15 protein-coding genes, 1 tRNA gene, 2 rRNA genes and 1 other annotated feature are annotated in these 24,364 nt (G+C 43.6%); of the genes, 10 read left to right on the top strand and 8 right to left on the bottom strand.

Annotated features, from left to right (window positions below; translation table 11 throughout):
* The first annotated feature begins 64 nt into the window (after positions 1-64).
* A complete protein-coding gene (locus MCT08_RS12320) occupies positions 65-1,141 on the top strand; it encodes a 3-deoxy-7-phosphoheptulonate synthase (protein WP_053311219.1) in 1,077 nt (358 codons plus the stop codon).
* 11 nt (positions 1,142-1,152) lie between these two features.
* A complete protein-coding gene (gene tyrA, locus MCT08_RS12315; RefSeq protein WP_053311218.1) occupies positions 1,153-2,280 on the top strand; it encodes a bifunctional chorismate mutase/prephenate dehydrogenase in 1,128 nt (375 codons plus the stop codon).
* A 98-nt stretch (positions 2,281-2,378) separates the two neighbouring features.
* Here the strand turns inward: tyrA and MCT08_RS12310 are convergent, their stop codons facing one another.
* Complete coding sequence (locus MCT08_RS12310) at positions 2,379-2,756, bottom strand: PilZ domain-containing protein (protein ID WP_053311217.1); 378 nt, start codon at positions 2,754-2,756, stop codon at positions 2,379-2,381.
* Positions 2,757-3,023: 267 nt separating this feature from the next.
* The gene (gene ettA, locus MCT08_RS12305; protein WP_053311216.1) at positions 3,024-4,691 is read right to left on the bottom strand and encodes an energy-dependent translational throttle protein EttA; all 1,668 of its coding nucleotides are present in this window, start codon (positions 4,689-4,691) and stop codon (positions 3,024-3,026) included.
* A 332-nt stretch (positions 4,692-5,023) separates the two neighbouring features.
* Between ettA and sltY the strand changes: the two genes are divergently transcribed.
* On the top strand, positions 5,024-6,973 hold the full coding sequence (sltY, locus tag MCT08_RS12300; RefSeq protein ID WP_168523146.1) for a murein transglycosylase: 1,950 nt from the start codon (positions 5,024-5,026) through the stop codon (positions 6,971-6,973).
* Positions 6,974-7,031: 58 nt separating this feature from the next.
* Positions 7,032-7,325 (top strand): trp operon repressor, encoded by a 294-nt coding sequence (gene trpR / locus MCT08_RS12295; RefSeq protein WP_261915781.1) that lies wholly within the window; start codon positions 7,032-7,034, stop codon positions 7,323-7,325.
* Positions 7,326-7,362: 37 nt separating this feature from the next.
* Here the strand turns inward: trpR and yjjX are convergent, their stop codons facing one another.
* From yjjX to bamD, 6 genes are all read right to left on the bottom strand, one after another.
* Complete coding sequence (gene yjjX, locus MCT08_RS12290; protein WP_171980866.1) at positions 7,363-7,896, bottom strand: inosine/xanthosine triphosphatase; 534 nt, start codon at positions 7,894-7,896, stop codon at positions 7,363-7,365.
* A complete protein-coding gene (locus tag MCT08_RS12285) occupies positions 7,868-10,219 on the bottom strand; it encodes a putative bifunctional diguanylate cyclase/phosphodiesterase (RefSeq protein ID WP_274678505.1) in 2,352 nt (783 codons plus the stop codon). The genes yjjX and MCT08_RS12285 overlap by 29 nt, the downstream gene beginning before the upstream one ends.
* On the bottom strand, positions 10,203-11,249 hold the full coding sequence (locus tag MCT08_RS12280) for a polyamine ABC transporter substrate-binding protein (protein ID WP_420883306.1): 1,047 nt from the start codon (positions 11,247-11,249) through the stop codon (positions 10,203-10,205). The genes MCT08_RS12285 and MCT08_RS12280 overlap by 17 nt, the downstream gene beginning before the upstream one ends.
* Before the next feature lie 201 nt (positions 11,250-11,450).
* A complete protein-coding gene (gene pheA, locus MCT08_RS12275) occupies positions 11,451-12,629 on the bottom strand; it encodes a prephenate dehydratase (protein ID WP_168523142.1) in 1,179 nt (392 codons plus the stop codon).
* An 11-nt stretch (positions 12,630-12,640) separates the two neighbouring features.
* Positions 12,641-12,762, bottom strand: a sequence feature (Phe leader region).
* A 108-nt stretch (positions 12,763-12,870) separates the two neighbouring features.
* Positions 12,871-13,197 carry a ribosome hibernation-promoting factor, HPF/YfiA family gene (hpf, locus tag MCT08_RS12270; protein WP_053311209.1) on the bottom strand — a complete coding sequence of 109 codons (327 nt, stop codon included), beginning with the start codon at positions 13,195-13,197 and terminating at the stop codon, positions 12,871-12,873.
* Positions 13,198-13,647: 450 nt separating this feature from the next.
* Positions 13,648-14,373 carry an outer membrane protein assembly factor BamD gene (gene bamD, locus MCT08_RS12265; RefSeq protein ID WP_168523140.1) on the bottom strand — a complete coding sequence of 242 codons (726 nt, stop codon included), beginning with the start codon at positions 14,371-14,373 and terminating at the stop codon, positions 13,648-13,650.
* A gap of 155 nt (positions 14,374-14,528) precedes the next feature.
* On the opposite strand from bamD, the gene rluD reads away from it, so the two are divergent.
* The 6 genes from rluD to MCT08_RS12235 all read left to right on the top strand — a co-directional run bounded on the left by rluD (position 14,529) and on the right by MCT08_RS12235 (position 24,352).
* Positions 14,529-15,503 (top strand): 23S rRNA pseudouridine(1911/1915/1917) synthase RluD, encoded by a 975-nt coding sequence (gene rluD, locus MCT08_RS12260; protein WP_053311207.1) that lies wholly within the window; start codon positions 14,529-14,531, stop codon positions 15,501-15,503.
* Complete coding sequence (gene pgeF, locus MCT08_RS12255) at positions 15,503-16,225, top strand: peptidoglycan editing factor PgeF (RefSeq protein WP_274678504.1); 723 nt, start codon at positions 15,503-15,505, stop codon at positions 16,223-16,225. The genes rluD and pgeF overlap by 1 nt, the downstream gene beginning before the upstream one ends.
* 111 nt (positions 16,226-16,336) lie before the next feature.
* Positions 16,337-18,913, top strand: a complete 2,577-nt coding sequence (gene clpB, locus MCT08_RS12250; RefSeq protein WP_053311205.1) for an ATP-dependent chaperone ClpB — start codon at positions 16,337-16,339, stop codon at positions 18,911-18,913.
* Between the two features lie 535 nt (positions 18,914-19,448).
* Positions 19,449-20,995, top strand: a 16S ribosomal RNA gene (locus MCT08_RS12245).
* Positions 20,996-21,083: 88 nt separating this feature from the next.
* Positions 21,084-21,159: transfer RNA gene (locus MCT08_RS12240), tRNA-Glu, on the top strand.
* A gap of 301 nt (positions 21,160-21,460) precedes the next feature.
* Positions 21,461-24,352: ribosomal RNA gene (locus tag MCT08_RS12235) — 23S ribosomal RNA — on the top strand.
* Together the 16S and 23S rRNA genes with 1 tRNA gene alongside form the textbook arrangement of a ribosomal RNA operon.
* Positions 24,353-24,364: the final 12 nt, after the last annotated feature.

The raw sequence follows: 24,364 nt of genomic DNA, 5'->3' as shown, positions 1-24,364 counted from the left end.
TGTCCTTTATCGGTTTTTAAGCGCAAATTTATTTTTGTGTAAATAAAAGAATACAGGTGATGAGATGCAGAAAAGTGAACTAAGTAATATTAATATCAGTGATGAGCAAGTGTTGATCACGCCAGATGAGCTAAAAGCAAAGTTACCGCTGAGTGATAAAGCTCGTCAGTTTATTCAGCATTCTCGTCAAACCATCGCCAATATCATTCATAAAAAAGATCATCGATTGTTAGTTGTATGTGGCCCTTGCTCTATCCACGATATAGATGCTGCGAAAGATTACGCCAAGCGCTTAAAAGCCCTTTCTGAACAGTTGAGTGATCAGCTTTACATTGTGATGCGTGTTTATTTCGAAAAACCACGTACTACAGTTGGTTGGAAAGGGTTAATTAACGATCCACATCTCGATGGCAGTTTTGATATTGAACATGGTTTGCATGTCGGGCGTCAGTTGTTAGTGGAACTAGCCGAAATGGAGATCCCGCTCGCGACTGAAGCACTTGACCCGATCAGCCCTCAATACCTAGCTGACACCTTTAGCTGGGCTGCAATTGGTGCTCGTACCACTGAATCACAAACTCACCGTGAAATGGCCAGCGGTCTATCGATGCCGATTGGCTTTAAAAATGGCACTGATGGTAATTTAGCGACCGCAATAAATGCGATGCAAGCGGCTTCCTCTAGTCACCGTTTTATGGGGATCAGCACTGAAGGGCAAGTGGCTTTGCTTACTACTCAGGGTAATCCCAATGGACACGTTATTTTACGTGGTGGTAAACAGACGAACTACGACTCGGTCTCTGTTGCGGAATGTGAACAAGAGATGGCGAAACATAAGCTCGACGCTTCCCTAATGGTTGATTGCAGCCATGCTAATTCCCGTAAAGATTACCGTCGTCAACCTTTAGTTGCGGAAGATGTTATTCATCAAATTCGTGAGGGTAATCAATCTATTATTGGTTTGATGATTGAGAGCCATATCAATGAAGGCAGCCAATCATCTGATTTACCTCTCAGTGAAATGGCTTATGGTGTTTCGATTACGGATGCGTGTATCAATTGGCAATCAACTGAGGCACTATTACGCCATGCTCATCTAGAGCTCGTTCCGTTCTTAGAAAATCGACTAAAAGGTCAGTAGAAGGAAGTACCATGGCTGTTGAACTTAACGAATTACGTGATCAAATTGATGCTGTTGATAAACAAATGGTGGAGTTATTGGCTCGTCGTTTAGCTTTAGTCGAGAAAGTGGGGGAAGTGAAAAGCCTGCACGGTTTACCTATCTATGCGCCAGATAGAGAAGCAGCAATGCTTGCTTCTCGCCGCGCTGAAGCCGAGAAAAAAGGCGTCCCCCCTCAGTTAATCGAAGATATTTTGCGTCGCACCATGCGTGAGTCCTATGCCAGTGAAAAAGATTCAGGCTTTAAGTGTTTAAATCCTGAACTGCGTTCGGTGGTGATCATTGGTGGTAATGGACAGCTAGGTGGTTTATTTGGTCGTATGTTCAAACTATCCGGTTACCAAGTTAAAGTACTCGGCAGTCAAGATTGGCATAAAGCTGATGACATGTTGCACAATGCTGGTTTGGTCGTAGTTACTGTTCCTATTCACTTGACTGTTGGTGTGATCGAAAAACTGGGCAACTTACCGCCAGACTGCATCTTGTGTGATCTTACTTCGATCAAATCCAAACCGTTGCAAGCCATGATGTCGGTTCACCAAGGCCCTGTTGTTGGCTTACATCCTATGTTTGGACCTGATGTTCCTAGCCTAGCGAAACAAGTGATTGTTTATTGTGATGGTCGTGGAGAAGTGAACTACCAATGGCTTCTGAAGCAGTTCTCTATTTGGGGGGCAAGCCTATGTCAGATCGATGCGGCTGAGCATGATCACGGTATGACATTAATCCAAGCGCTACGTCACTTCACTTCATTTGTTTATGGGTTACATCTTTCAAAGGAAAATCCCAACATCCAAAAACTGCTCCAATTGAGCTCGCCAATTTATCGATTGGAATTAGCGATGGTCGGGCGTTTGTTTGGTCAAGATCCGAATCTGTATGGGGACATTATTTTGTCGTCAGAAGAGAATGTCGAGATGATTAAACGTTTCCATCAGTGCTTTGGAGAAGCAATGAAGGTGTTGGATGGCCATGATAAACGGGCATTTGTTGAAAACTTTTCTAAAGTTAGTGAATGGTTTGGCGATTACTCACAACAATTTATGCTAGAAAGCCAAAACTTACTCAAGCAAGCCAATGATGCGATTCACCGAGCTTAAGTGGATAGGCTGAACTCAGTTTATCAATTGCTTGAAAGCTAAAAACCCCCCATTATTGAGCAAAGTCGTTTCCATTGATAAAAATGGAAACGACGCTTTTACTCCGCATCAATATCCCCTAAATCTGATAAGTATTCGAGCTCGCGGTGGAGCAAGGCATCATCCCCTACATTCAACTCAACCAAGCGTCTTAAGTGAGCAATGCTGTCGATATCAATATGATCAATGATCGCGCGAATAACGTTGTTATTAATGCTGATTAAATTAGCGACTAAGCTAATGGTTATATCACTTTCAGGTAGGGTAAATTCGACTTGAGCGGTTTCGTTGATGTTGAGTATATCGCTCTTTGGGCTTGAGAGTAATAACCCATGAAGAGACAAATCTTGAATGGTGGTGGCGATGTGATGGGAACCTTGTACCACACTGGCTGGCATCTGGTAGATAATGCGTGAAAAGCGGCGTCTTTCAATCATGTTACACTCTCTTTGTTGAGCCTTTACTATTACAGTATCGGCTCTATATTAGTGATCAATCATTATCTAGTGAGTTTAGACCGAATTAGCGATGGTGTCGCGAATCAACTCCTCACCTTTGCAAACCTCGCATCATTTTTCATCAACAACGTTTGAGTCATGAACCTTCTTAAGGATGAATTTGCGCGACTTTTTAAGAAAGTGAGAGAGTATTTACTACCCATAAAAATAAGGCCGCTTAACAGCGGCCTTAAAAGAGTAAATGGATTACTTAGCAATACGCTTATATTTTATACGGTGTGGTTCTGCCGCTTGAGCACCTAAGGTTTGTTTTAACCAATCGGTATACTCACTGTAGTTGCCTTCGTAGAAGTTAACTTGGCCTTCATCACGGTAATCAAGAATGTGCGTAGCGATACGGTCCAAGAACCAACGGTCGTGCGAGATAACCATTGCGCAACCTGGGAACTCTAGCAAGGCTTCTTCTAGTGCTCGTAGTGTTTCAACATCAAGGTCATTGGTTGGTTCATCGAGTAACAGTACGTTACCACCTGCTTTAAGCAGTTTTGCTAAGTGTACACGGTTACGCTCACCACCAGAGAGTTCACCAATCACTTTTTGTTGATCTACACCTTTGAAGTTAAAGCGTGAGCAGTAGGCACGAGCTGGGATCTCAAAGTTGTTGATCTTAATTATGTCAGCGCCTTCAGAAATCTCTTGGAAGACGGTGTTTTTGTCGTTCATGCTATCGCGGAACTGATCAACTGAAGCCAATTTAACCGTGTCACCTAACTCAATCGTCCCCGAGTCAGGTTGCTCGACACCGCTTAACATCTTAAATAAAGTCGATTTACCAGCGCCGTTGGCACCAATGATGCCGACGATGGCACCTTTAGGCATGCTGAATGACAAGTTATCAATCAGAACGCGATCACCAAAAGATTTAGTCAGGTTCGTAACTTCCAGCACTTTATCACCTAAGCGTTCACCTGGCGGAATGAAAAGTTCGTTGGTTTCATTACGTTTTTGGTGATCTGTCGTGTTTAGCTCTTCAAATCGAGCCATACGTGCTTTGGATTTTGCTTGACGACCTTTCGGGTTTTTACGTACCCACTCAAGTTCTTTCTCAATCGTTTTTTGACGAGCACTTTCTTGCGATGACTCTTGCTTCAAACGCTCATCTTTCTGCTCTAGCCAAGACGTGTAGTTTCCTTGCCATGGAATACCTTCACCACGGTCAAGTTCTAGAATCCAACCTGCCGCATTATCAAGGAAGTAACGGTCGTGGGTGATAGCCACAACGGTTCCTGAATAATCAACTAGGAAATGTTCAAGCCATGCTACTGACTCTGCATCCAAGTGGTTGGTTGGTTCGTCAAGTAGCAGCATGTCTGGTTTTTCAAGCAACAAACGACAAATTGCCACCCGGCGACGTTCACCACCCGATAGAACTGCAACTTTTGCATCCCATTCAGGCAAACGCAATGCATTTGCAGCACGCTCCAGGGCGTTTTCAAGGTTGTGGCCATCTTTGGCTTGAATCAAGGCTTCTAACTCGCCTTGCTCTTTTGCTAGCGCATCAAAGTCAGCATCAGGTTCAGCATAAGCGGCATAAACTGCATCAAGACGGGTCAGCGCACCTGCGACGTCTGCAACGGCTTCTTCAACCACTTCACGTACAGTTTTTGATTCATCCAATACTGGTTCTTGAGGAAGGTAGCCAACTTTTAGCCCAGGTTGTGGACGTGCTTCACCATCAATATCAGTATCAATGCCAGCCATGATACGCAGTAGGGTGGATTTACCCGAACCATTGAGACCTAAAACACCAATTTTGGCACCTGGAAAAAAGCTAAGAGAGATGTCTTTGAGAATTTGACGCTTAGGCGGGACAATTTTACTTACCCGCGACATGGTATATACGTATTCAGCCATTGCCGATTGTTCCTAATCTTAGTAACAGAATAAAGTAGCTATTTTATACCAAAGTGACCTTATTTGTTACTAGCTAACCAGTTTTTAACGCGGAAATAATGCCTTTCTATAGCTTTGATTTTTTGTGGTGGTTGTCAGTGGCTCTCTGATGTACTTGCGTCTTCAAGTTATCTAGATTTGGATATGCTTTAACCAATAAGCATTAAGTTACTTTATGCATATGTCGCAGTTTTATGAATTTAATATTATTTACATATGGATGCTTTACTTTTCTATCTAGAATAAGCGTAATGGAAGTGAATTTCCCCTCGCTTTAGATAGGATGAGAGCACATGACGCTTAGGCATTTTTTAAAGCCGCATTGTCTTTTTTCATCAATGATAGCTTTGACTTCATTGATGAGCGGCACAGCGTTTTCTGGCTCAACACTGGATTTGGATAGCCAGCGAGAGCTCTATGATCAAGCACAACAGTTGCTTGATGAAAACAAGGTTGATGAATTTAAAAAACTCAGAAAAAAGATCGCAGATTATCCCTTAACACCCTATGTGGATTATCGAGCATTTTTGGTTGATCTTAGTGATAAGCCGCCATTAGCCGTGCAGGTCTTTATTGATTCGCATGCAACTTTTCCCTTTTCTTATCGTATTCGTGCTCCTTATTTGGATGCTTTAGCAGCCAAAGAAAAATGGTCTACCTTATTAGCGTTTCAAAAATACGAGCCCAATGACGAATTGTATCGTTGCCATTATTACAATGCTCATTACCAAACTGGACATCGAGACGTTGCTTTTAAAGGAGCCGAGCAACTTTGGTTGAGTGGTAACAGTATTGCAGATGCTTGCGAACCTTTATTTAATGCTTGGGAACAACAGGGTGGCTTGACGGATGATTGGGTGCTCAAGCGTATGCTACTAGCGTTTGATAAACGAAATCTAACGCTGATGAAATATCTCCAGAAAAAACTGAAGCTCGAAAAGTCATTGCTAATCGCTCAATCCATGCTCGATCTGTACGCGAATCCTGACCAAGTGATAACTTTTGCTAAACACAATGTGAATGATGATTTTCACCAGCAGTTAGTTCAATTTTCGTTAGAAAAACTGGCCCGTAAAGACGCCGCTTTAGCGCAAGGTGTTTATCAAAGCTTGCTTGAAGGCAAAGTTTTAAGTGGAGAGCCGAGTCAGAAACTGGCTGACTACATCGCCAGACGATTATTGGACAGCGAAGATGAGCTATTAATGACATGGCGAGATAACATTATTGCGCAAAGCTCAAATAACACTCTGAAAGAGCTGCGAATTCGTCTGGCATTACAAGCGGCAGACTGGCGTGGTTTACAGTATTGGATTGAACAATTACCAGCGAAGAAGCAATCTAGCATTCGTTGGCAGTATTGGCTTGCAAGAGCTGAAATCGAGTTAGGAAATACCAGTAAGGGGATGCAGCGCTTGCAATCTATTGTTGGGCAGCGCAATTTTTACAGTGTGGCTGCAGCCACTGTGGTTAAACAATCGATTAACTATCCCACTTCATCTATCGAGCTAAACGTTACTCTATTAAAGCCACATCAAACCACCTTAACGCGAATTCAAGAATTGATTGATCGCGATAAGATTACCGCAGCAAAAAGCGAATGGCGATGGTTGCTTGAGCGTGTATCGGAGCCAGAAAAAGAGATGTTAGCGGCTTATGCGGCCTCTCAAAATTGGCACCACTTAACGGTTACTGCTTCAATTGCTGCAAAAATGTGGGATAACACCCAACTGCGTTTTCCATTAGCTCATCAATGGTGGTTTAATTTTTATGGGCAAAAGCATGGCATAGACCCGATCATGTTAATGTCTTTAGCTCGCCAAGAAAGTGGCATGGATGTTGAGGCTCAATCTCCAGTCGGTGCTCGCGGCATTATGCAAATAATGCCGAGGACAGCAAGCTATACCGCTAAAAAGTACCAGCTAACCTACAATGGTGAAGATGAATTATATCAAGTGGGTAAGAATATTGAGATCGGAAGCCATTATTTGAATGGTTTGTTAGAGCAATACGATAACAACCGAATTTTTGCTTTTGCTGCTTATAATGCAGGCCCAAGTCGAGTTAATCAATGGCGAGAGAAGACCCAAGGTAAGTTAGATGCCTACGCCTTTATTGAAGCGATTCCGTTTAAAGAAACTCGGGGCTATGTGCAAAACATTTTAATGTTTGAGCTCTATTACCGAGATTTGATGGGTGTTGAAGGTCAATTTCTTAACGCAAACGAAATCGATACAAAATATTGATTCCAATAGTAGATGAAAGTTCTACAATAGCCTTATGTATCACCTAGCGAGTACAAATATGTCGCAACAACCAGAGTACACAGACTGGCAACAGTTAATGACATTGGTCAAGCATGCCGCTGAGCAAGAACAGCATGAAATGCTACTTACGATGATGATGACACCGGATGAGCGAGAATCGTTAGTCGCGAGAGCCAATATTTTATGTGAACTATTTAAGGGTGAATTATCACAGCGGCAAATTAGCCAAATGTTAGGGGTAGGGATTGCGACGATTACGCGAGGTTCTAACGAGCTGAAAACCAAATCAGAGCAAGAAAAGTCTCAACTTGCCGCTTTATTGTTGAAATAAAACGGCTAAGCTCAGTGTAACGCTAGCTTGGCTAGCGTTACACTGATAAGTTTGCAGGAAAATGGCTTGGGTTAGTAAACGGGATTAAGGCTAAAATCAGCGCTTGCTGATAGACAGAGCTGCGAGTGAGTTGATTTTGTGTCAACAGGCTAATCGCTCCTCCTTTTTGTTTGATATTTTCCGTCGCAAATACCTCATCCATTACATCTCCCAGCTCATTGGCGGTGGCCAATTTTTCTAAGACGATAGGCGGTAACATCAAACTTGCTGAGCGAGATTCCCCACGATGAGTGTCTGATTCGATGATCATCCAAGCAAAGGTCACATTTCCTTCTATGCCCGCTTCTAACCCAACGTAATAATCAGCGCCAGGGTAAATTTCTTTAGCATGTTGGACACGATTAAGCGCGCCTAGATGAGTTTCATCATTACTCATTGGTTGATCAGCAACACCGCTTGGAACGCTGACACCAGTAAAGGCAAATTGTTGTTGTGGAAATACACTTTCAAATGCACTGCGTACCGCGTTAATTTTTGCCGGGTTAAGAGAGGCAATGGTCACGTTTTTCATAAGTTAGACTTAGTTCTTTTTGTTGTTTATACCATGAAGTGAGGGCATTCAAGGTCATAGGTTTTGCAAAATAATACCCTTGCATATAATCACAATGGTAGCCGGCAAGCCAGTGATGCATTTCTTGATTTTCAATACCTTCAGCAGTCACCAGCATCGATTGAGAGTGGCATAAGTCGATCAGTGGCTTAATGACCTTTTGATTATTGGTTGCAATGAGTGTGTCCAAAAATAGTCGGTCAAATTTAATTTTTTGTACCGGATATTGCACAAGCTGTGTGATCGAGGTGTAACCAGAACCAAAATCATCTATCGCGAGCCCATATCCTAAATGAGAAAGTTCATGAAGTAGAGGAAACCCTTTAGAGTTGGCGGCAAAAGTTTCTGTGATTTCAAAATCAATCAAATGCGGGGGAATCGCATTTTCTTGTGCATGTTTGTGAATGTAATGTGCTAATTGCAATGTGTTCAGTTCTGCTGATGAAAGGTTTATTGACACTTGCACGGGATGTTCACTAATGGCTTGTAATGCGTGAAACTCCTTGAAAGCGCTGCGAATAACCCATCGGTCAATACTACCAAATAGCCCAGTTTGTTCGGCAATAGGAATAAACTCTTTTGGCGACACTAGTCCTAATTGCTTAGATTCCCAGCGAAGTAAAACTTCTACCCCCGCAATCGTGTTGCCATTGCGATTTAAATAGGGTTGATAAACAAGGCTAAATTCTCGTTCAAAATCGCCCAACCGTAATGCTTGTTCAATATTTGCTCTACGCTGAACGCCTTTATCGAGATCGGGTGAATAGTAAGCAATTTGGTTTTTGCCCGCATTCTTTGCTTGATACATGGCGGTGTCAGCATTCAACAGCAGCTTCTCAAGGGTATTTCCATCAAAGGGATAAGTGGCTATGCCAATACTCGCTGTGATAGGGAAATTGCCCAGCGGAGAATTACTTTGATTTTGGATAGGAGCTAATAACTGAGTCGCAAACTCTGTGGCTCCTTGACTAAAGGAGCTAGGAGCTGAAATAAATATCGAAAATTCATCACCAGAAAGGCGAGCAGCCAAATTTTTGACTTGGTATTGAGTGTAGAAGAAGTGGCTTAATGAACGAACATGCTGGGCAAAATTGACGAGCAAGGTGTCACCGACCTGATGACCATATTTATCATTTACGTATTTAAAATTATCGAGGTCAATGTACAGCACCCAAATATTGTCGTTATACCGTGCATTAGAGAGCACTCGCTCGACGGATTGTTTAAAGTGGTGGCGGTTTGCGAGTTTCGTTAGGTGATCATATTCAGCTAACGCCTTGGTTTTCTTGTAAGTGGTATCAAGCTCTTGATACATATCGTAGAAGCGAGAAGAAAGGCGACCTATTTCATCTTTGGTGTCGAGTGTCTCAATGTTGTCGCGCTGTTTATTCTCTACTTCTTTTAATTGTTTATCTAATTGGGAGATTGGTTTGATGACATGGCGATACAGCAAAAATAGCAGTAAAAAAACAGTGACAAATGCTGATGTGCCAAATGATAAGGCCAAACGTTTTAAAATAATATTGAGTTTGTTGTTAATAAGAAATTGAGCTGGATCTAAGGTTGCATACAATCCGGGTTTCAATTCAACGGTTTGTGTCAGTCCAATTTTATCTATATTAGAATTTTCAGAGAAGAAAATAGTACTTTGATTATCAAATTCAATTTGTTTTCTGAGTTGATCAAATTGTTCTAGTGCAGCGAATACAACGACAAAAAATATTTGATCTCGGTTATAGCTTAGAGGTGCAGCTAGCGTTTTTTTATCGAGCACATCATAGCGAACTAGAATACCTTCACCGCTAGAGTTAGTGATATAGCTAATATCAGATATTTTTTTGGTATGATTAAAAGTATCTTGCACATAGTTAAGTACTTTTTTGTCAATAGTTGCGAACGGGTCAATGCTATTTTCAGCATAATAGAGTACATTTTTGCTGCCATCTAAAATAGATAACGCAACAAAACGTCCTTCTCGAGATTGAAGAATATCTAACGTTTGCTGAAAATTATCGACTAATTCTAATTCTCTATAGGGGTTTTTTTCATGTGCTACATAATGACGAATAATGTCACTTTTCGTTAGTGTGTAGGCGTAACTATTTACAAGAGAGTGAGTCTGGCGAAACAGCCCTGCGAGCTTTTCCATACTTAGCTGTAGATAGCTTTCCTCACGTTTTAGCAAGGCGTCTTTTTGGCTAGAGTAAATAATGTAACTCGACGCCGCTGCACTCAAAAGGATAACTGGGGCGATCAGTAACAGGATTCTATTGTTGAGCTTCATGTTGTTCCAAAATACTGTTAATGATTTTTGCTCTTAAACTGATGTTGGTCGGTATCAATTCACTATCAATGATGCCTTGTTCTAGCAAGGTCGGATCTGGGAATAATGATGCATCATTTTGATAGCTATTAGGCATCAATTTTAACGCACTTAAGTTCGGTGTCGCAGCTTTAATATCTTTTGCATTCGTTGCGGCAGTTTCTGGAAGCATTAGGTAATTTAAGAATGCTTTCGCTTGCTGCTTATTTTTGGAATTACTATTTATGGCTAAGCAGTCTACCCAAATATAAGGTTTACCATTGGGTGTAACGAAATCCCAATCGTCTCCTCCAAAGTACTTGTTTAGTGAGTATTGATCACCACTATAAGCGAGTGCCATGTGTAAATTATCGCTATCAGGATGGCTTCGTACGTAACTCAATACATATTCATAGGTCAAAATATTGGGATTAACGGATAGCATTGCCTGATACGCTTTTTTAAGTGCAGCTTGGTCATCAGTGATTGGCGATTGTGATTGGCTATATAGTGCAGGCAATAGAGTTTCGACCGTATCGGTCAACATACCGACATGACCTTTCAGTGCATCGGGCATATCGAGAAAATCAGTCCATTTTGTGGGGGCTTCTGTGACTTTACTTTTCTTATAGGCTATTCCTACTGTTCCCCAAAAATAAGGAATAGCGTGAGAGCCACAAGCTTGGTTCCATTTGTTGTCATTATATTTTCTATTTTCAAGGTCACTTAAATCTTCAAACGTTTTCAGGCGAGAATATATAAGTGCAGACACATTATCGAGTACGACAATATCAAAAGGAAGCTGGAGGCTTTTTACCATTAACAGGCTGCGTTCATCATCATTATCAAAATGATATAGGTGAATGTTGGTTTCAGTATTTTCGCTCCACTCAGAAATGATCTGAGGGGAGATGGTATCCTCCCACAGATAAATATTGAGTTCTGAACTTAGTATTGGCATTGAAATGCTAAAACCACAAAGCATTAAAGCGCCTAGATGAGCTTTCGTCATGATATAAGTGGATGAACCTTATTTGTCTGAGGAAGAGCATCGATCACAATGAGAGTCACAAGACTTGCGGAAACTATCCGTAATTCAAAGTGCGCTGACAGCCCTATACAATAGCGATAAATAATACTAAAACGCGCGCATTATATGAGCTTTGTTGCTAGCTGTCAGCAGACTCATGACAAAAATTTGACTAAGTGACGATTATTGTAGTTTTACTTGGGTCGGTTTAACGTTTTCGCTTGGGTAGCAACCAAGTACTTTTAGGTGTTTGGTTATTTTCATCAATTCATTGATTGATTGTTGCATTTCGACTGAATCTAAGTGTGATTCGAGATCAACATAAAACATTTCTTCCCAAGGATTACCCATGATTGGGCGCGATTCCAACTTAGTCATATTGATACCATATCGTTGCAGAACCAGTAAGGTTTCAACTAATGAACCTGCTTGTTGAGAGGTAGACATTATCAAGGTAGTTTTAGCTGGTATTTGAGTCGAGACTTCTACCGGCTTTCTAGCAACGATAATAAAACGAGTATGGTTTTCTGTTTGATTGGCGATATTGCCTTTGATTGCTTGCAGACCATAAAGTTTGCCACTAGATGCATTGCCAATTGCAGCTACATCGTTTCGATTCAGTTCTTGGACTTTTTGCATAGCATCAGCGGTACTAGCACAAGACTCTAGTTTAACGCCTTTTAGACGGCTTAAAAACTCACTGCACTGCTGGTGAGGCTGAGGGTGAGAGTAGAGTACTTTGAGATCTTCTAATTTCAGGTCAGAAGTAGCGACCAGGCAATGTTCAATTGGTAATGTTAATTCACCGACAATATATAGCGTTGTGTGTTGTAGAAGATCATAGACTTCATTGATTGAACCCGAGCTGGTATTTTCAATAGGAAGAACACCGTAATCGGCATGCCCCGATTCTACGGTCTTGGTTACTTCTCTGAAATGCTCACAATTGAGTTCAATCAGTTCAGTGTTTTTTCTGCTGAAATACTCACGTGTTGCAAGGTGTGAATAGGAGCCTTTTGCGCCTAGAAATGCGACGCGGGCTAGTGGTTTACGGCTGAGTTGAGGGTTTGCTAAATTCTGTAAATAGGATTGTTGTAGAAGCACTGAGTCTTCAATAATAGTGTGGAATAATTTCGTGATGTATTGTGCATCCAAATTATATTTTTCTTTGCCATTATTTATCAGTTTGACCAAAAGTTGCTGTTCACGTACTGCATCTCGTACTGGCTTTGCGGTTTCAATTTTGCTCTTTGCTACTTCGATGCTGAACTTACGACGTTCAGAGAGCAAACTCAGTAGTTGGTCATCGAGTTCGTTGAGACGTATGCGGATCTCATCGAGTGAATATTGTTTTTCTGTCATAGAATAATCCTTGTAAAAAAGCCTCCCGGTGGGAGGCTTTCTGTTCGTTTTTGACTTATCTTCTGTCAACGACCATGCCTCCAAATATTATTGGAGAAAAAAGAAGTCAAAAAAGAACAGCGAAGTTAAGTGCATAAAATCAGGTTTCGTTTTAAGTGTGAGAACACAATAAGCAAGCAGCTATAGGGCGTCAAGCAAAAAAATAGCGCCTAACGGGCGCTATTTTCAATCCTTTTAATCTTTATTCGATTTCTTCTTCCACTTCCGGTTTCTCTGTACGACGAGCTTCTGGTTTGTGGCGCAGTTTATTGAGTTGACGTTCTAGTTTTTGTTCTACCTCATTAACAGCTGTATAAAGATCTTCATGTACTGCGGAAGCGACGAGTTGTCCTTTGGGTACCGTAATTATCGCTTCAAATTTTTTCTGTTTGCCTGGTTCTTCACTAAAGCTAGCTTGGCAGCCAATAATGTCCACTTGCCATTTTTCTAACTTCTTAAATTTGCTCTCAATGTGATCGCGGATTGCAGAGGTGATGTCGATATTTTTACCAGTGATATTTACTTTCATAGATTTTTTCCTCTGTGTCATCCCTCATGGGTTAACTCCAGATTACCTATTCGATAAGAAATAAATGTGATCTACATCACCTTATGGTGAGGGTTTTCTAATGTTGGGTTTAAACGTGATCTCACGCAAAAAGTGGTATCAAGAGGGCAAGGAAAAGCTTGAGATTCATATTGGTTACGATAGATTGAATGGTATCGCAAGCTAAAAACTTCTCCATTTTTAGGGCCTTTTTACGGCTTAATAAACGTGTTGTTTATTTGCTAAGCAGGTAGGGTAAGTTGTGTCCAATGCCACTCAGGTTTTGTATTCATACCTACGGTGGCGTCTGCTCATTTTCTTCTGTGTTTTTCTTGCTCTCTTATATTTAACCGCTGATAGCAAAAAACCATTAACAAACCATGTGTTAATATCGTTTGTTAATGGTTGAATTTGCTCTGTGCTGCGAAAGGGTTACTCTGGGTTGAGTGCAATCAATTTTTCTGTTCTTTCTATTGCGTCATCAAGTTTTAGCTGTTTGTAGGCTTCAAGTTGAATACGCAAGGATTTTCTCGCCGCTTCTGTATCAGGGTAAGTTTTTTGTAACTCCTGAGTACGATTAATCGCCGCTATCCATGCTTCTCGACGTAGATAGAAATCAGCGGTCGCAAGATCATATTCGGCTAAACGATTTTTGAGAGCAAATAAACGTTTATGTGCATCTTCTGCATATGGGCTCGCTGGATAGCGTTGCAGTAATTTTTTGAAATCAGCAAAGGCTGCTTTTACCGGTTCAGGATCACGATCTGAACGATCAACATTAAAAAGGTCATGCATGAAGTTACGGTCTTGAGCCATGTGCGTTAAGCCACGCATATAAAGTACCCAGTCCATTTTTTCGTGGGTTGGGTTTAAACGTGTAAAGCGTTCAATCGTAGCTAATCCTAAAGCAAGATCATCGTTTTTATAATAGGCATAGATAAGATCAAGTTGCACTTGTTCGGAGTAAGCTCCGAATGGATAGCGTGAATCTAACGCTTCAAGTTTTTCTATTGCAGTAAGCCAATTGCCACTTTGCAGTGAAATTTGTGCATCTGAATACAATTCAGAAGGCGGCACATCAGGGACAATATCTTCGCTGCTTGAACAGCCAAATAACAGTGATAGTGCGAGTAAGCCTGATAAAGTGTGGTGTTTCATGACAGGAGTCGGTTCCTTGAATTAGTGCTTCTTAATTGAGTGCGTAATCGCTTTATAAATCGTTTCGTTACTTTCTTACCAGTAACAGATACAATAAAGCCATATTTTATCCATACTAGACGCTATTAGTCTCACGGTTTTTAAAAAAGTTCTATATGGCTCAGCAGATTGAATTAACAAATACAGTAAAAGATAGCCAGTTAGGTCAACGTTTAGACCAAGCTGTCGCTGAATTATTCGCTGATTTCTCACGCTCACGTCTAAAAGAGTGGCTTTTAGATGGCAAGGTTCAGGTTAATGGTGAAGTGATTACCAAACCGCGAACTAAAGTCATGGGTGGCGAAATCATTACCGTTCAAGCCGAACTTGAAGATGAAGAGCGTTGGGAAGCGCAAGACATTCCTTTAGACATTGTTTATGAAGATGATGACATTATTGTCATCAATAAACCACGAGATTTTGTCGTTCATCCTGGTGCCGGAACACCCGATGGCACAGTGCTTAACGCACTATTGTTCCATTATCCAGCTATTGCGGAAGTTCCACGTGCAGGTATTGTGCACCGTTTGGACAAAGATACTACCGGGTTAATGGTGGTAGCTAAAACGGTACCCGCTCAAACTCATTTGGTGCGAGCGCTACAAAAGCGCAATATCACTCGTGAGTATGAAGCGATTGCAATCGGAACGATGACGGCTGGTGGCATGATTGATAAGCCAATTGGTCGCCATTCAACTAAACGAACCTTAATGGCCGTTAGCCCTTTAGGTAAGCCGGCGGTAACTCATTACCGTGTCGCTGAACATTTCCGCGAGCATACGCGTATTCGTCTCCGTCTTGAAACTGGTCGTACACACCAAATTCGCGTGCATATGTCTTACTTACAGCATCCACTTTTGGGGGATACAGCTTACGGCGGCCGAGCTCGTATTCCAAAAGGGGCAACGGAAGAACTGGCTGAAATGATTCGCGGTTTTGATCGTCAAGCATTGCATGCCGTGATGCTTAGATTTAATCATCCAGTTACCGGTGAAGAGCTTGAGTTCCATGCGCCTGTTCCAGACGATATGGTCGAAATGGCTGAAGCACTTCGAGTGGACACCAAGCTGAATAAAAAAGAAGAATATTAATGGAAATGGTCATCCCTAATTGGAATGCTCCTAAAAATGTGAAGGCCTTCTCTTCGACAAGAATCGGTGGTTTTTCACTTGCTCCTTACGAGGGGCTCAATTTAGGAACTCATGTTGGGGATGACTCATCATTAGTCGAGCGCAATCGTAATTGGCTTCTACAACAAGCTCAATTACCTGCGATGCCTATTTGGTTAAACCAAACTCATTCCACTAACGTCATTGAAGTGAGCTCATCCACGAATGATATTTTGGATGCCGATGGTCTTTTCACTCAACACCCCAATGTTGTCTGTTCAGCAATGACCGCTGATTGCTTACCCGTTTTATTGACTAATACTGCAGGAACTCAAGTGTCTGCTGTACATGCGGGTTGGCGCGGACTCGCCAACGGCATTATTGAAAATGCAGTGGCGCAATTTTCTGGTGATGTGATAGCTTGGCTCGGGCCTGCAATTGGACCACTCGCTTTTGAAGTGGGTCATGATGTCTATCAAGCTTTCGTTGATGTAGACGTTAAGGCTTTTCATGCATTTTCTGCAAAAGGAGATGGAAAGTGGCTAGCGAATATGTCTCAACTGGCAATATTAAGGCTGAATCAATGCGGAGTTGAGCAAGTATTTGACAGTGGTCTTTGTACTTATCAAGATCCTGCCCGTTTCTATTCTTATCGACGAGATGGTATTACCGGACGCCAAGCATCCTTTATTTGGATTGAATAGCTATTTAAATTAGAAAATCTTCCCACACCTCCCCCTTGAAAAAACCATGCCTCGTATCCATCTTTAGCTACATAAGATTGGTCTCTCAACAATAGAATGAGGAATATTGGTATGCGTTTAGATCGATTTACAAGCAAATTTCAAATTGCAATTTCTGATGCGCAATCATTGGCATTAGGCCGTGATCATCAATATATAGAGCCCGTTCATTTGATGGTGGCGCTGCTTGACCAAAATGGTAGCCCGATTCGTCCACTACTGACGATGCTAAGTATTGATGTGATGCATCTTCGCTCAAAGTTAGGTGAAATTTTAGATCGCTTACCTAAAGTCAGTGGTATTGGTGGTGATGTGCAATTGTCGAGTGCTATGGGCACCATGTTTAACTTGTGTGACAAGTTGGCCCAAAAACGCCAAGATTCGTACATCTCATCTGAAGTATTTTTGTTAGCGGCGCTAGAAGATAAAGGTGCGCTTGGGAAACTGCTAAAAGAATTAGGTTTAACCGAAAAGAAATTATCGGATGCAATAGAGCAGATCCGCGGGGGGCAGAAAGTTAATGACCCAAATGCTGAAGAGCTAAGACAAGCTTTAGAAAAGTTTACTATCGATCTTACAGAGCGAGCGGAGCAGGGTAAGCTTGATCCTGTTATTGGTCGTGATGACGAAATTCGTCGCACTATCCAGGTACTGCAACGCCGAACTAAAAACAACCCAGTCATTATCGGTGAACCGGGGGTGGGTAAAACCGCCATTGTTGAAGGGTTAGCACAACGCATTATCAACAACGAAGTACCTGAAGGTCTACGTGGTAGGCGTGTTTTGTCGCTAGACATGGGCGCTTTGGTAGCGGGTGCTAAATATCGTGGTGAATTTGAAGAGCGCTTAAAATCAGTACTTAATGAGTTAGCTAAGGAAGAAGGCAACGTCATTTTGTTTATTGATGAACTACATACGATGGTTGGTGCAGGGAAAGGCGAAGGTTCAATGGATGCTGGTAATATGCTCAAACCTGCACTGGCCCGCGGAGAACTGCATTGTGTTGGAGCAACAACTTTAGATGAGTATCGTCAGTATATAGAGAAAGACCCTGCCCTTGAGCGCCGCTTCCAAAAAGTATTGGTTGATGAGCCGAGCGTAGAAGATACCGTCGCTATTTTACGTGGCCTAAAAGAACGTTATGAACTTCATCATCATGTTGAAATTACTGACCCTGCAATTGTTGCCGCGGCGAGTTTATCGCACCGTTATGTTTCTGATCGACAATTACCGGACAAAGCGATCGACTTAATTGATGAGGCTGCATCAAGTATACGCATGCAGATTGACTCAAAACCAGAATCATTGGATAAGTTAGAACGCAAGATTATTCAGCTTAAAATAGAGCAGCAGGCATTAACCAATGAGCACGATGAGGCGAGCACCAAACGTTTGTTTACTTTGAATGAAGAACTCAAAGAAAAAGAGCGTGAATTCGCTGAATTGGAAGAAGTATGGAATGCAGAAAAAGCGGCGCTTTCAGGTACTCAGCATATCAAGTCTGAACTGGAACAAGCTCGGATGGATATGGAATTCGCTCGTCGAGCGGGTGACTTAAGCCGGATGTCGGAATTGCAATACGGACGTATTCCTGAACTGGAAAAACAACTTGACCTTGCCACTCAGGCTGAAATGCAAGAAATGACCTTGTTACGTAATAAAGTAACCGATGTTGAAATTGCAGAAGTATTATCAAAGCAAACGGGAATTCCAGTATCGAAAATGCTTGAAGCAGAAAAAGAAAAGCTGCTGCAAATGGAAGCTGTACTGCATAAAAGAGTGATCGGACAAGTAGAAGCTGTTGAAGTGGTTTCAAATGCAATTCGCCGTAGTCGAGCTGGTTTATCAGATCCGCAGCGACCGATCGGATCTTTCCTATTTTTAGGTCCAACTGGTGTTGGTAAAACGGAGCTTTGTAAGACACTCGCCAATTTCATGTTTGATAGTGAAGATGCCATGGTGCGCATTGATATGTCCGAGTTTATGGAAAAACATTCTGTTGCTCGCCTTGTCGGTGCACCTCCTGGTTATGTTGGATATGAAGAAGGTGGATATTTAACGGAAGCTGTGCGTCGTAGACCTTATTCAGTCATTCTGCTTGATGAGGTGGAAAAAGCACATCCGGATGTGTTCAATATTCTGTTACAGGTTCTAGATGATGGTCGCTTGACTGATGGTCAGGGTCGTACGGTCGATTTTCGTAATACCGTAGTGATAATGACATCGAACTTGGGGTCTGCTCGTATCCAAGAAAAATTCGCAAGTCTCAACTATGAAGGCATCAAGAATGAAGTTATGGAGGTGGTGAGCAAACACTTTAGACCTGAATTCTTAAACCGAGTCGATGAAAGTGTTGTGTTCCATCCGCTCGGACAAGAGCAAATTAAGTCGATTGCTTCTATTCAACTGGCCCGTCTTGGTCAAAGAATGGAAGAGAAAGGCTATCAACTAGAAGTATCAGATAAAGCGTTAGAACTGATCTCTCAAGTTGGATTTGATCCTGTCTATGGTGCGCGGCCTTTGAAACGGGCAATTCAACAGAGTGTTGAAAACCCACTAGCAAAAGATATATTAGCTGGAAAAATCTTGCCAGATAAAAAAGTGAAGTTGATTGTTAGCAATGATCAAATCATTGCTCATCAAGATTAATCACTGTCTATACCTACAAAAAGGACCATCATTGGTCCTTTTTGTATAATAAATGCCTACTTTGATTGTTTAATGAGCAAGCGAACGGCTTGTTAGAAAAAAATGCGTTTTATCGCTTGTATCATTGTTCAAACTGCCTATAATGCGCCTCGTTGTCACGGCAGACTAACTAGGTCAGCCAGCAACATGACGGAAACTTATCAAAGATAAGTGCAAGAGAAATAACTAATAAAGTGTTTGACACTTGAAGTTAAATCGCTAGAATTGCCGTCCGCTTTGAGAGGAACGCCTCGCAAAGTAACGCTCTTTAACAATATAAACCTATCAATCTGTGTGGGCACTCGTTGATGATAATCGAAAAAGATTTATCAATGAACTGAGTGACCAATCAGAATCAAGTTTACTTGATTTTGGCACAGTCAATTCATTGTTGTTCTGTTGGAGCAACAATAGCTTTAAAATTACTTTTTACTTTCGAGTAAAAACAGTTTTGAAGTCAGTATTCATTGAGCCGGTCTTAGGACCAACAAAACTTTAATTGAAGAGTTTGATCATGGCTCAGATTGAACGCTGGCGGCAGGCCTAACACATGCAAGTCGAGCGGTAACATTTCAAAAGCTTGCTTTTGAAGATGACGAGCGGCGGACGGGTGAGTAATGCCTAGGAAATTGCCCTGATGTGGGGGATAACCATTGGAAACGATGGCTAATACCGCATGATGCCTACGGGCCAAAGAGGGGGACCTTCGGGCCTCTCGCGTCAGGATATGCCTAGGTGGGATTAGCTAGTTGGTGAGGTAATGGCTCACCAAGGCGACGATCCCTAGCTGGTCTGAGAGGATGATCAGCCACACTGGAACTGAGACACGGTCCAGACTCCTACGGGAGGCAGCAGTGGGGAATATTGCACAATGGGCGCAAGCCTGATGCAGCCATGCCGCGTGTATGAAGAAGGCCTTCGGGTTGTAAAGTACTTTCAGTCGTGAGGAAGGGGGTATCGTTAATAGCGGTATTCTTTGACGTTAGCGACAGAAGAAGCACCGGCTAACTCCGTGCCAGCAGCCGCGGTAATACGGAGGGTGCGAGCGTTAATCGGAATTACTGGGCGTAAAGCGCATGCAGGTGGTTCGTTAAGTCAGATGTGAAAGCCCGGGGCTCAACCTCGGAACTGCATTTGAAACTGGCGGACTAGAGTACTGTAGAGGGGGGTAGAATTTCAGGTGTAGCGGTGAAATGCGTAGAGATCTGAAGGAATACCGGTGGCGAAGGCGGCCCCCTGGACAGATACTGACACTCAGATGCGAAAGCGTGGGGAGCAAACAGGATTAGATACCCTGGTAGTCCACGCCGTAAACGATGTCTACTTGGAGGTTGTGGCCTTGAGCCGTGGCTTTCGGAGCTAACGCGTTAAGTAGACCGCCTGGGGAGTACGGTCGCAAGATTAAAACTCAAATGAATTGACGGGGGCCCGCACAAGCGGTGGAGCATGTGGTTTAATTCGATGCAACGCGAAGAACCTTACCTACTCTTGACATCCAGAGAATCCAGCGGAGACGCAGGAGTGCCTTCGGGAGCTCTGAGACAGGTGCTGCATGGCTGTCGTCAGCTCGTGTTGTGAAATGTTGGGTTAAGTCCCGCAACGAGCGCAACCCTTATCCTTGTTTGCCAGCGAGTAATGTCGGGAACTCCAGGGAGACTGCCGGTGATAAACCGGAGGAAGGTGGGGACGACGTCAAGTCATCATGGCCCTTACGAGTAGGGCTACACACGTGCTACAATGGCGCATACAGAGGGCAGCCAACTTGCGAAAGTGAGCGAATCCCAAAAAGTGCGTCGTAGTCCGGATTGGAGTCTGCAACTCGACTCCATGAAGTCGGAATCGCTAGTAATCGTGGATCAGAATGCCACGGTGAATACGTTCCCGGGCCTTGTACACACCGCCCGTCACACCATGGGAGTGGGCTGCAAAAGAAGTGGGTAGTTTAACCTTTCGGGGAGGACGCTCACCACTTTGTGGTTCATGACTGGGGTGAAGTCGTAACAAGGTAGCGCTAGGGGAACCTGGCGCTGGATCACCTCCTTATACGATGATTACACTGATGAGTGTCCACACAGATTGATGGTTTATACAGTTTTAGAGAAAGAATGTTCCCAAACATTCGCCACTTAGTGTCCCGTTCGTCTAGAGGCCTAGGACACCGCCCTTTCACGGCGGTAACAGGGGTTCGACTCCCCTACGGGATACCATCTTTAAGCACATTTGCTTAAGTGTTCTTAAAAATGGTTTTCATCAGAAAATCTTGCTCTTTAACAATTTGGAAAGCTGACTGATAACAACGTGATTTTTTGTTGTTATCAAATAAAAGTTCTCAATATCAACACGTTTATGTGTTGATACCAAACACATTCAAGTGTTCTTGGGAAAGCTTACTGCGGTAAGTTTTCAAAATTGAGTCCGGCAAAATCGAAATGTCTCTCGCTCATTCAATAAAGAGAGACACTAAACCTTGGTGACTTGTCATCAACACGAAACTTCTTCGGGTTGTATGGTTAAGTGACTAAGCGTACACGGTGGATGCCTTGGCAGTCAGAGGCGATGAAGGACGTATTAACTTGCGATAAGCGTAGATTAGGCAGTAAAAGCCACTTGAGTCTACGATTTCCGAATGGGGAAACCCACTAGCATAAGCTAGTATCGCTGCGTGAATACATAGCGCAGCGAGGCGAACTCGGGGAACTGAAACATCTAAGTACCCGAAGGAAAAGAAATCAACTGAGATTCCGAAAGTAGCGGCGAGCGAAATTGGACTAGCCCTTAAGCTTTAAATGATGCAGGTGAACACGCTGGAAAGCGTGGCAATAAAGGGTGATAGCCCCGTAACCGACACGTCATTCTAAGTGAAAACGAGTAAGGCGGGACACGTGATATCCTGTTTGAATATGGGGGGACCATCCTCCAAGGCTAAATACTACTGACTGACCGATAGTGAACCAGTACCGTGAGGGAAAGGCGAAAAGAACCCCTGTGAGGGGAGTGAAATAGAACCTGAAACCGTGTACGTACAAGCAGTAGGAGCAGGCTTTGTCCTGTGACTGCGTACCTTTTGTATAATGGGTCAGCGACTTATATTCAGTGGCAAGGTTAACCGTATAGGGGAGCCGTAGGGAAACCGAGTCTTAACTGGGCGCTTTAGTCTCTGGATATAGACCCGAAACCGAGTGATCTAGCCATGGGCAGGTTGAAGATTGAGTAACATCAATTGGAGGACCGAACCGACTAATGTTGAAAAATTAGCGGATGACTTGTGGCTAGGGGTGAAAGGCCAATCAAACTCGGAGATAGCTGGTTCTCCCCGAAAGCTATTTAGGTAGCGCCTCGGACGAATACTACTGGGGGTAGAGCACTGTTAAGGCTAGGGGGTCATCCCGACTTACCAACCCTTTGCAAACTCCGAATACCAGTAAGTACTATCCGGGAGACACACGGCGGGTGCTAACGTCCGTCGTGGAGAGGGAAACAACCCAGACCGCCAGCTAAGGTCCCAAATTACTACTAAGTGGGAAACGATGTGGGAAGGCTCAGACAGCCAGGATGTTGGCTTAGAAGCAGCCATCATTTAAAGAAAGCGTAATAGCTCACTGGTCGAGTCGGCCTGCGCGGAAGATGTAACGGGGCTAAGTAGTAAACCGAAGCTGCGGCTGCAATCGTAAGATTGTGGGGTAGGGGAGCGTTCTGTAAGCCGTTGAAGGTGTGTTGTAAAGCATGCTGGAGGTATCAGAAGTGCGAATGCTGACATGAGTAACGATAATGGGGGTGAAAAACCCCCACGCCGGAAGACCAAGGGTTCCTGTCCAACGTTAATCGGGGCAGGGTAAGTCGACCCCTAAGGCGAGGCTGAAAAGCGTAGTCGATGGGAAACGGGTTAATATTCCCGTACTGCTTATAATTGCGATGGGGGGACGGAGAAGGCTAGGTGGGCCTGGCGACGGTTGTCCAGGTTCAAGTGCGTAGGCTAAGAGACTAGGTAAATCCGGTTTCTTGTTAGGCTGAGACACGACGTCGAGCTACTACGGTAGTGAAGTCATTGATGCCATGCTTCCAGGAAAAGCCTCTAAGCTTCAGATTATAAGCAATCGTACCCCAAACCGACACAGGTGGTCGGGTAGAGAATACCAAGGCGCTTGAGAGAACTCGGGTGAAGGAACTAGGCAAAATGGTACCGTAACTTCGGGAGAAGGTACGCTCTTGGCGGTGAAGTCCCTAGCGGATGGAGCTACTGAGAGTCGCAGATACCAGGTGGCTGCAACTGTTTATTAAAAACACAGCACTGTGCAAAATCGTAAGATGACGTATACGGTGTGACGCCTGCCCGGTGCCGGAAGGTTAATTGATGGGGTTAGACTTAGGTCGAAGCTCTTGATCGAAGCCCCGGTAAACGGCGGCCGTAACTATAACGGTCCTAAGGTAGCGAAATTCCTTGTCGGGTAAGTTCCGACCTGCACGAATGGCGTAATGATGGCCACGCTGTCTCCACCCGAGACTCAGTGAAATTGAAATCGCTGTGAAGATGCAGTGTACCCGCGGCTAGACGGAAAGACCCCGTGAACCTTTACTACAGCTTGGCACTGAACATTGAACCTACATGTGTAGGATAGGTGGGAGACTTAGAAGCGCAGTCGCTAGATTGCGTGGAGTCGTCCTTGAAATACCACCCTTGTAGTTTTGATGTTCTAACGTTGGCCCCTAATCGGGGTTGCGGACAGTGCCTGGTGGGTAGTTTGACTGGGGCGGTCTCCTCCCAAAGAGTAACGGAGGAGCACGAAGGTGGGCTAAACACGGTTGGACATCGTGTGGTTAGTGCAATGGCATAAGCCCGCTTAACTGCGAGAATGACAATTCGAGCAGGTACGAAAGTAGGTCATAGTGATCCGGTGGTTCTGAATGGAAGGGCCATCGCTCAACGGATAAAAGGTACTCCGGGGATAACAGGCTGATACCGCCCAAGAGTTCATATCGACGGCGGTGTTTGGCACCTCGATGTCGGCTCATCACATCCTGGGGCTGAAGTCGGTCCCAAGGGTATGGCTGTTCGCCATTTAAAGTGGTACGCGAGCTGGGTTTAGAACGTCGTGAGACAGTTCGGTCCCTATCTGCCGTGGGCGTTGGAAGATTGAAGGGGGCTGCTCCTAGTACGAGAGGACCGGAGTGGACGAACCTCTGGTGTTCGGGTTGTTACGCCAGTAGCATTGCCCGGTAGCTAAGTTCGGAATCGATAACCGCTGAAAGCATCTAAGCGGGAAGCGAGCCCTGAGATGAGTCTTCCCTGGCACTTTAAGTGTCCTAAAGGGTTGTTCGAGACTAGAACGTTGATAGGTTGGGTGTGTAAGCGCTGCGAGGCGTTGAGCTAACCAATACTAATTGCCCGTGAGGCTTAACCATACAACACCGAAG

It is taken from the genome of Vibrio aestuarianus (assembly GCF_028858425.1).
GTDB lineage: Bacteria > Pseudomonadota > Gammaproteobacteria > Enterobacterales > Vibrionaceae > Vibrio > Vibrio aestuarianus.
This window is presented reverse-complemented; position numbering and strand designations above follow the sequence as displayed.

What these genes read in the sequence shown, in the direction of transcription:
- pgeF (WP_274678504.1), top strand. Translation starts at nt 15,503, where the DNA reads ATGGAAATGGTCATCCCTAATTGGAATGCTCCTAAAAATGTGAAGGCC.
- pheA (WP_168523142.1), bottom strand. Translation starts at nt 12,629, where the DNA reads ATGACAGAAAAACAATATTCACTCGATGAGATCCGCATACGTCTCAAC.
- MCT08_RS12285 (WP_274678505.1), bottom strand. Translation starts at nt 10,219, where the DNA reads ATGAAGCTCAACAATAGAATCCTGTTACTGATCGCCCCAGTTATCCTT.
- MCT08_RS12310 (WP_053311217.1), bottom strand. Translation starts at nt 2,756, where the DNA reads ATGATTGAAAGACGCCGCTTTTCACGCATTATCTACCAGATGCCAGCC.
- tyrA (WP_053311218.1), top strand. Translation starts at nt 1,153, where the DNA reads ATGGCTGTTGAACTTAACGAATTACGTGATCAAATTGATGCTGTTGAT.
- ettA (WP_053311216.1), bottom strand. Translation starts at nt 4,691, where the DNA reads ATGGCTGAATACGTATATACCATGTCGCGGGTAAGTAAAATTGTCCCG.
- trpR (WP_261915781.1), top strand. Translation starts at nt 7,032, where the DNA reads ATGTCGCAACAACCAGAGTACACAGACTGGCAACAGTTAATGACATTG.
- bamD (WP_168523140.1), bottom strand. Translation starts at nt 14,373, where the DNA reads ATGAAACACCACACTTTATCAGGCTTACTCGCACTATCACTGTTATTT.
- hpf (WP_053311209.1), bottom strand. Translation starts at nt 13,197, where the DNA reads ATGAAAGTAAATATCACTGGTAAAAATATCGACATCACCTCTGCAATC.
- MCT08_RS12280 (WP_420883306.1), bottom strand. Translation starts at nt 11,249, where the DNA reads ATGACGAAAGCTCATCTAGGCGCTTTAATGCTTTGTGGTTTTAGCATT.
- sltY (WP_168523146.1), top strand. Translation starts at nt 5,024, where the DNA reads ATGACGCTTAGGCATTTTTTAAAGCCGCATTGTCTTTTTTCATCAATG.
- yjjX (WP_171980866.1), bottom strand. Translation starts at nt 7,896, where the DNA reads ATGAAAAACGTGACCATTGCCTCTCTTAACCCGGCAAAAATTAACGCG.
- rluD (WP_053311207.1), top strand. Translation starts at nt 14,529, where the DNA reads ATGGCTCAGCAGATTGAATTAACAAATACAGTAAAAGATAGCCAGTTA.
- clpB (WP_053311205.1), top strand. Translation starts at nt 16,337, where the DNA reads ATGCGTTTAGATCGATTTACAAGCAAATTTCAAATTGCAATTTCTGAT.
- MCT08_RS12320 (WP_053311219.1), top strand. Translation starts at nt 65, where the DNA reads ATGCAGAAAAGTGAACTAAGTAATATTAATATCAGTGATGAGCAAGTG.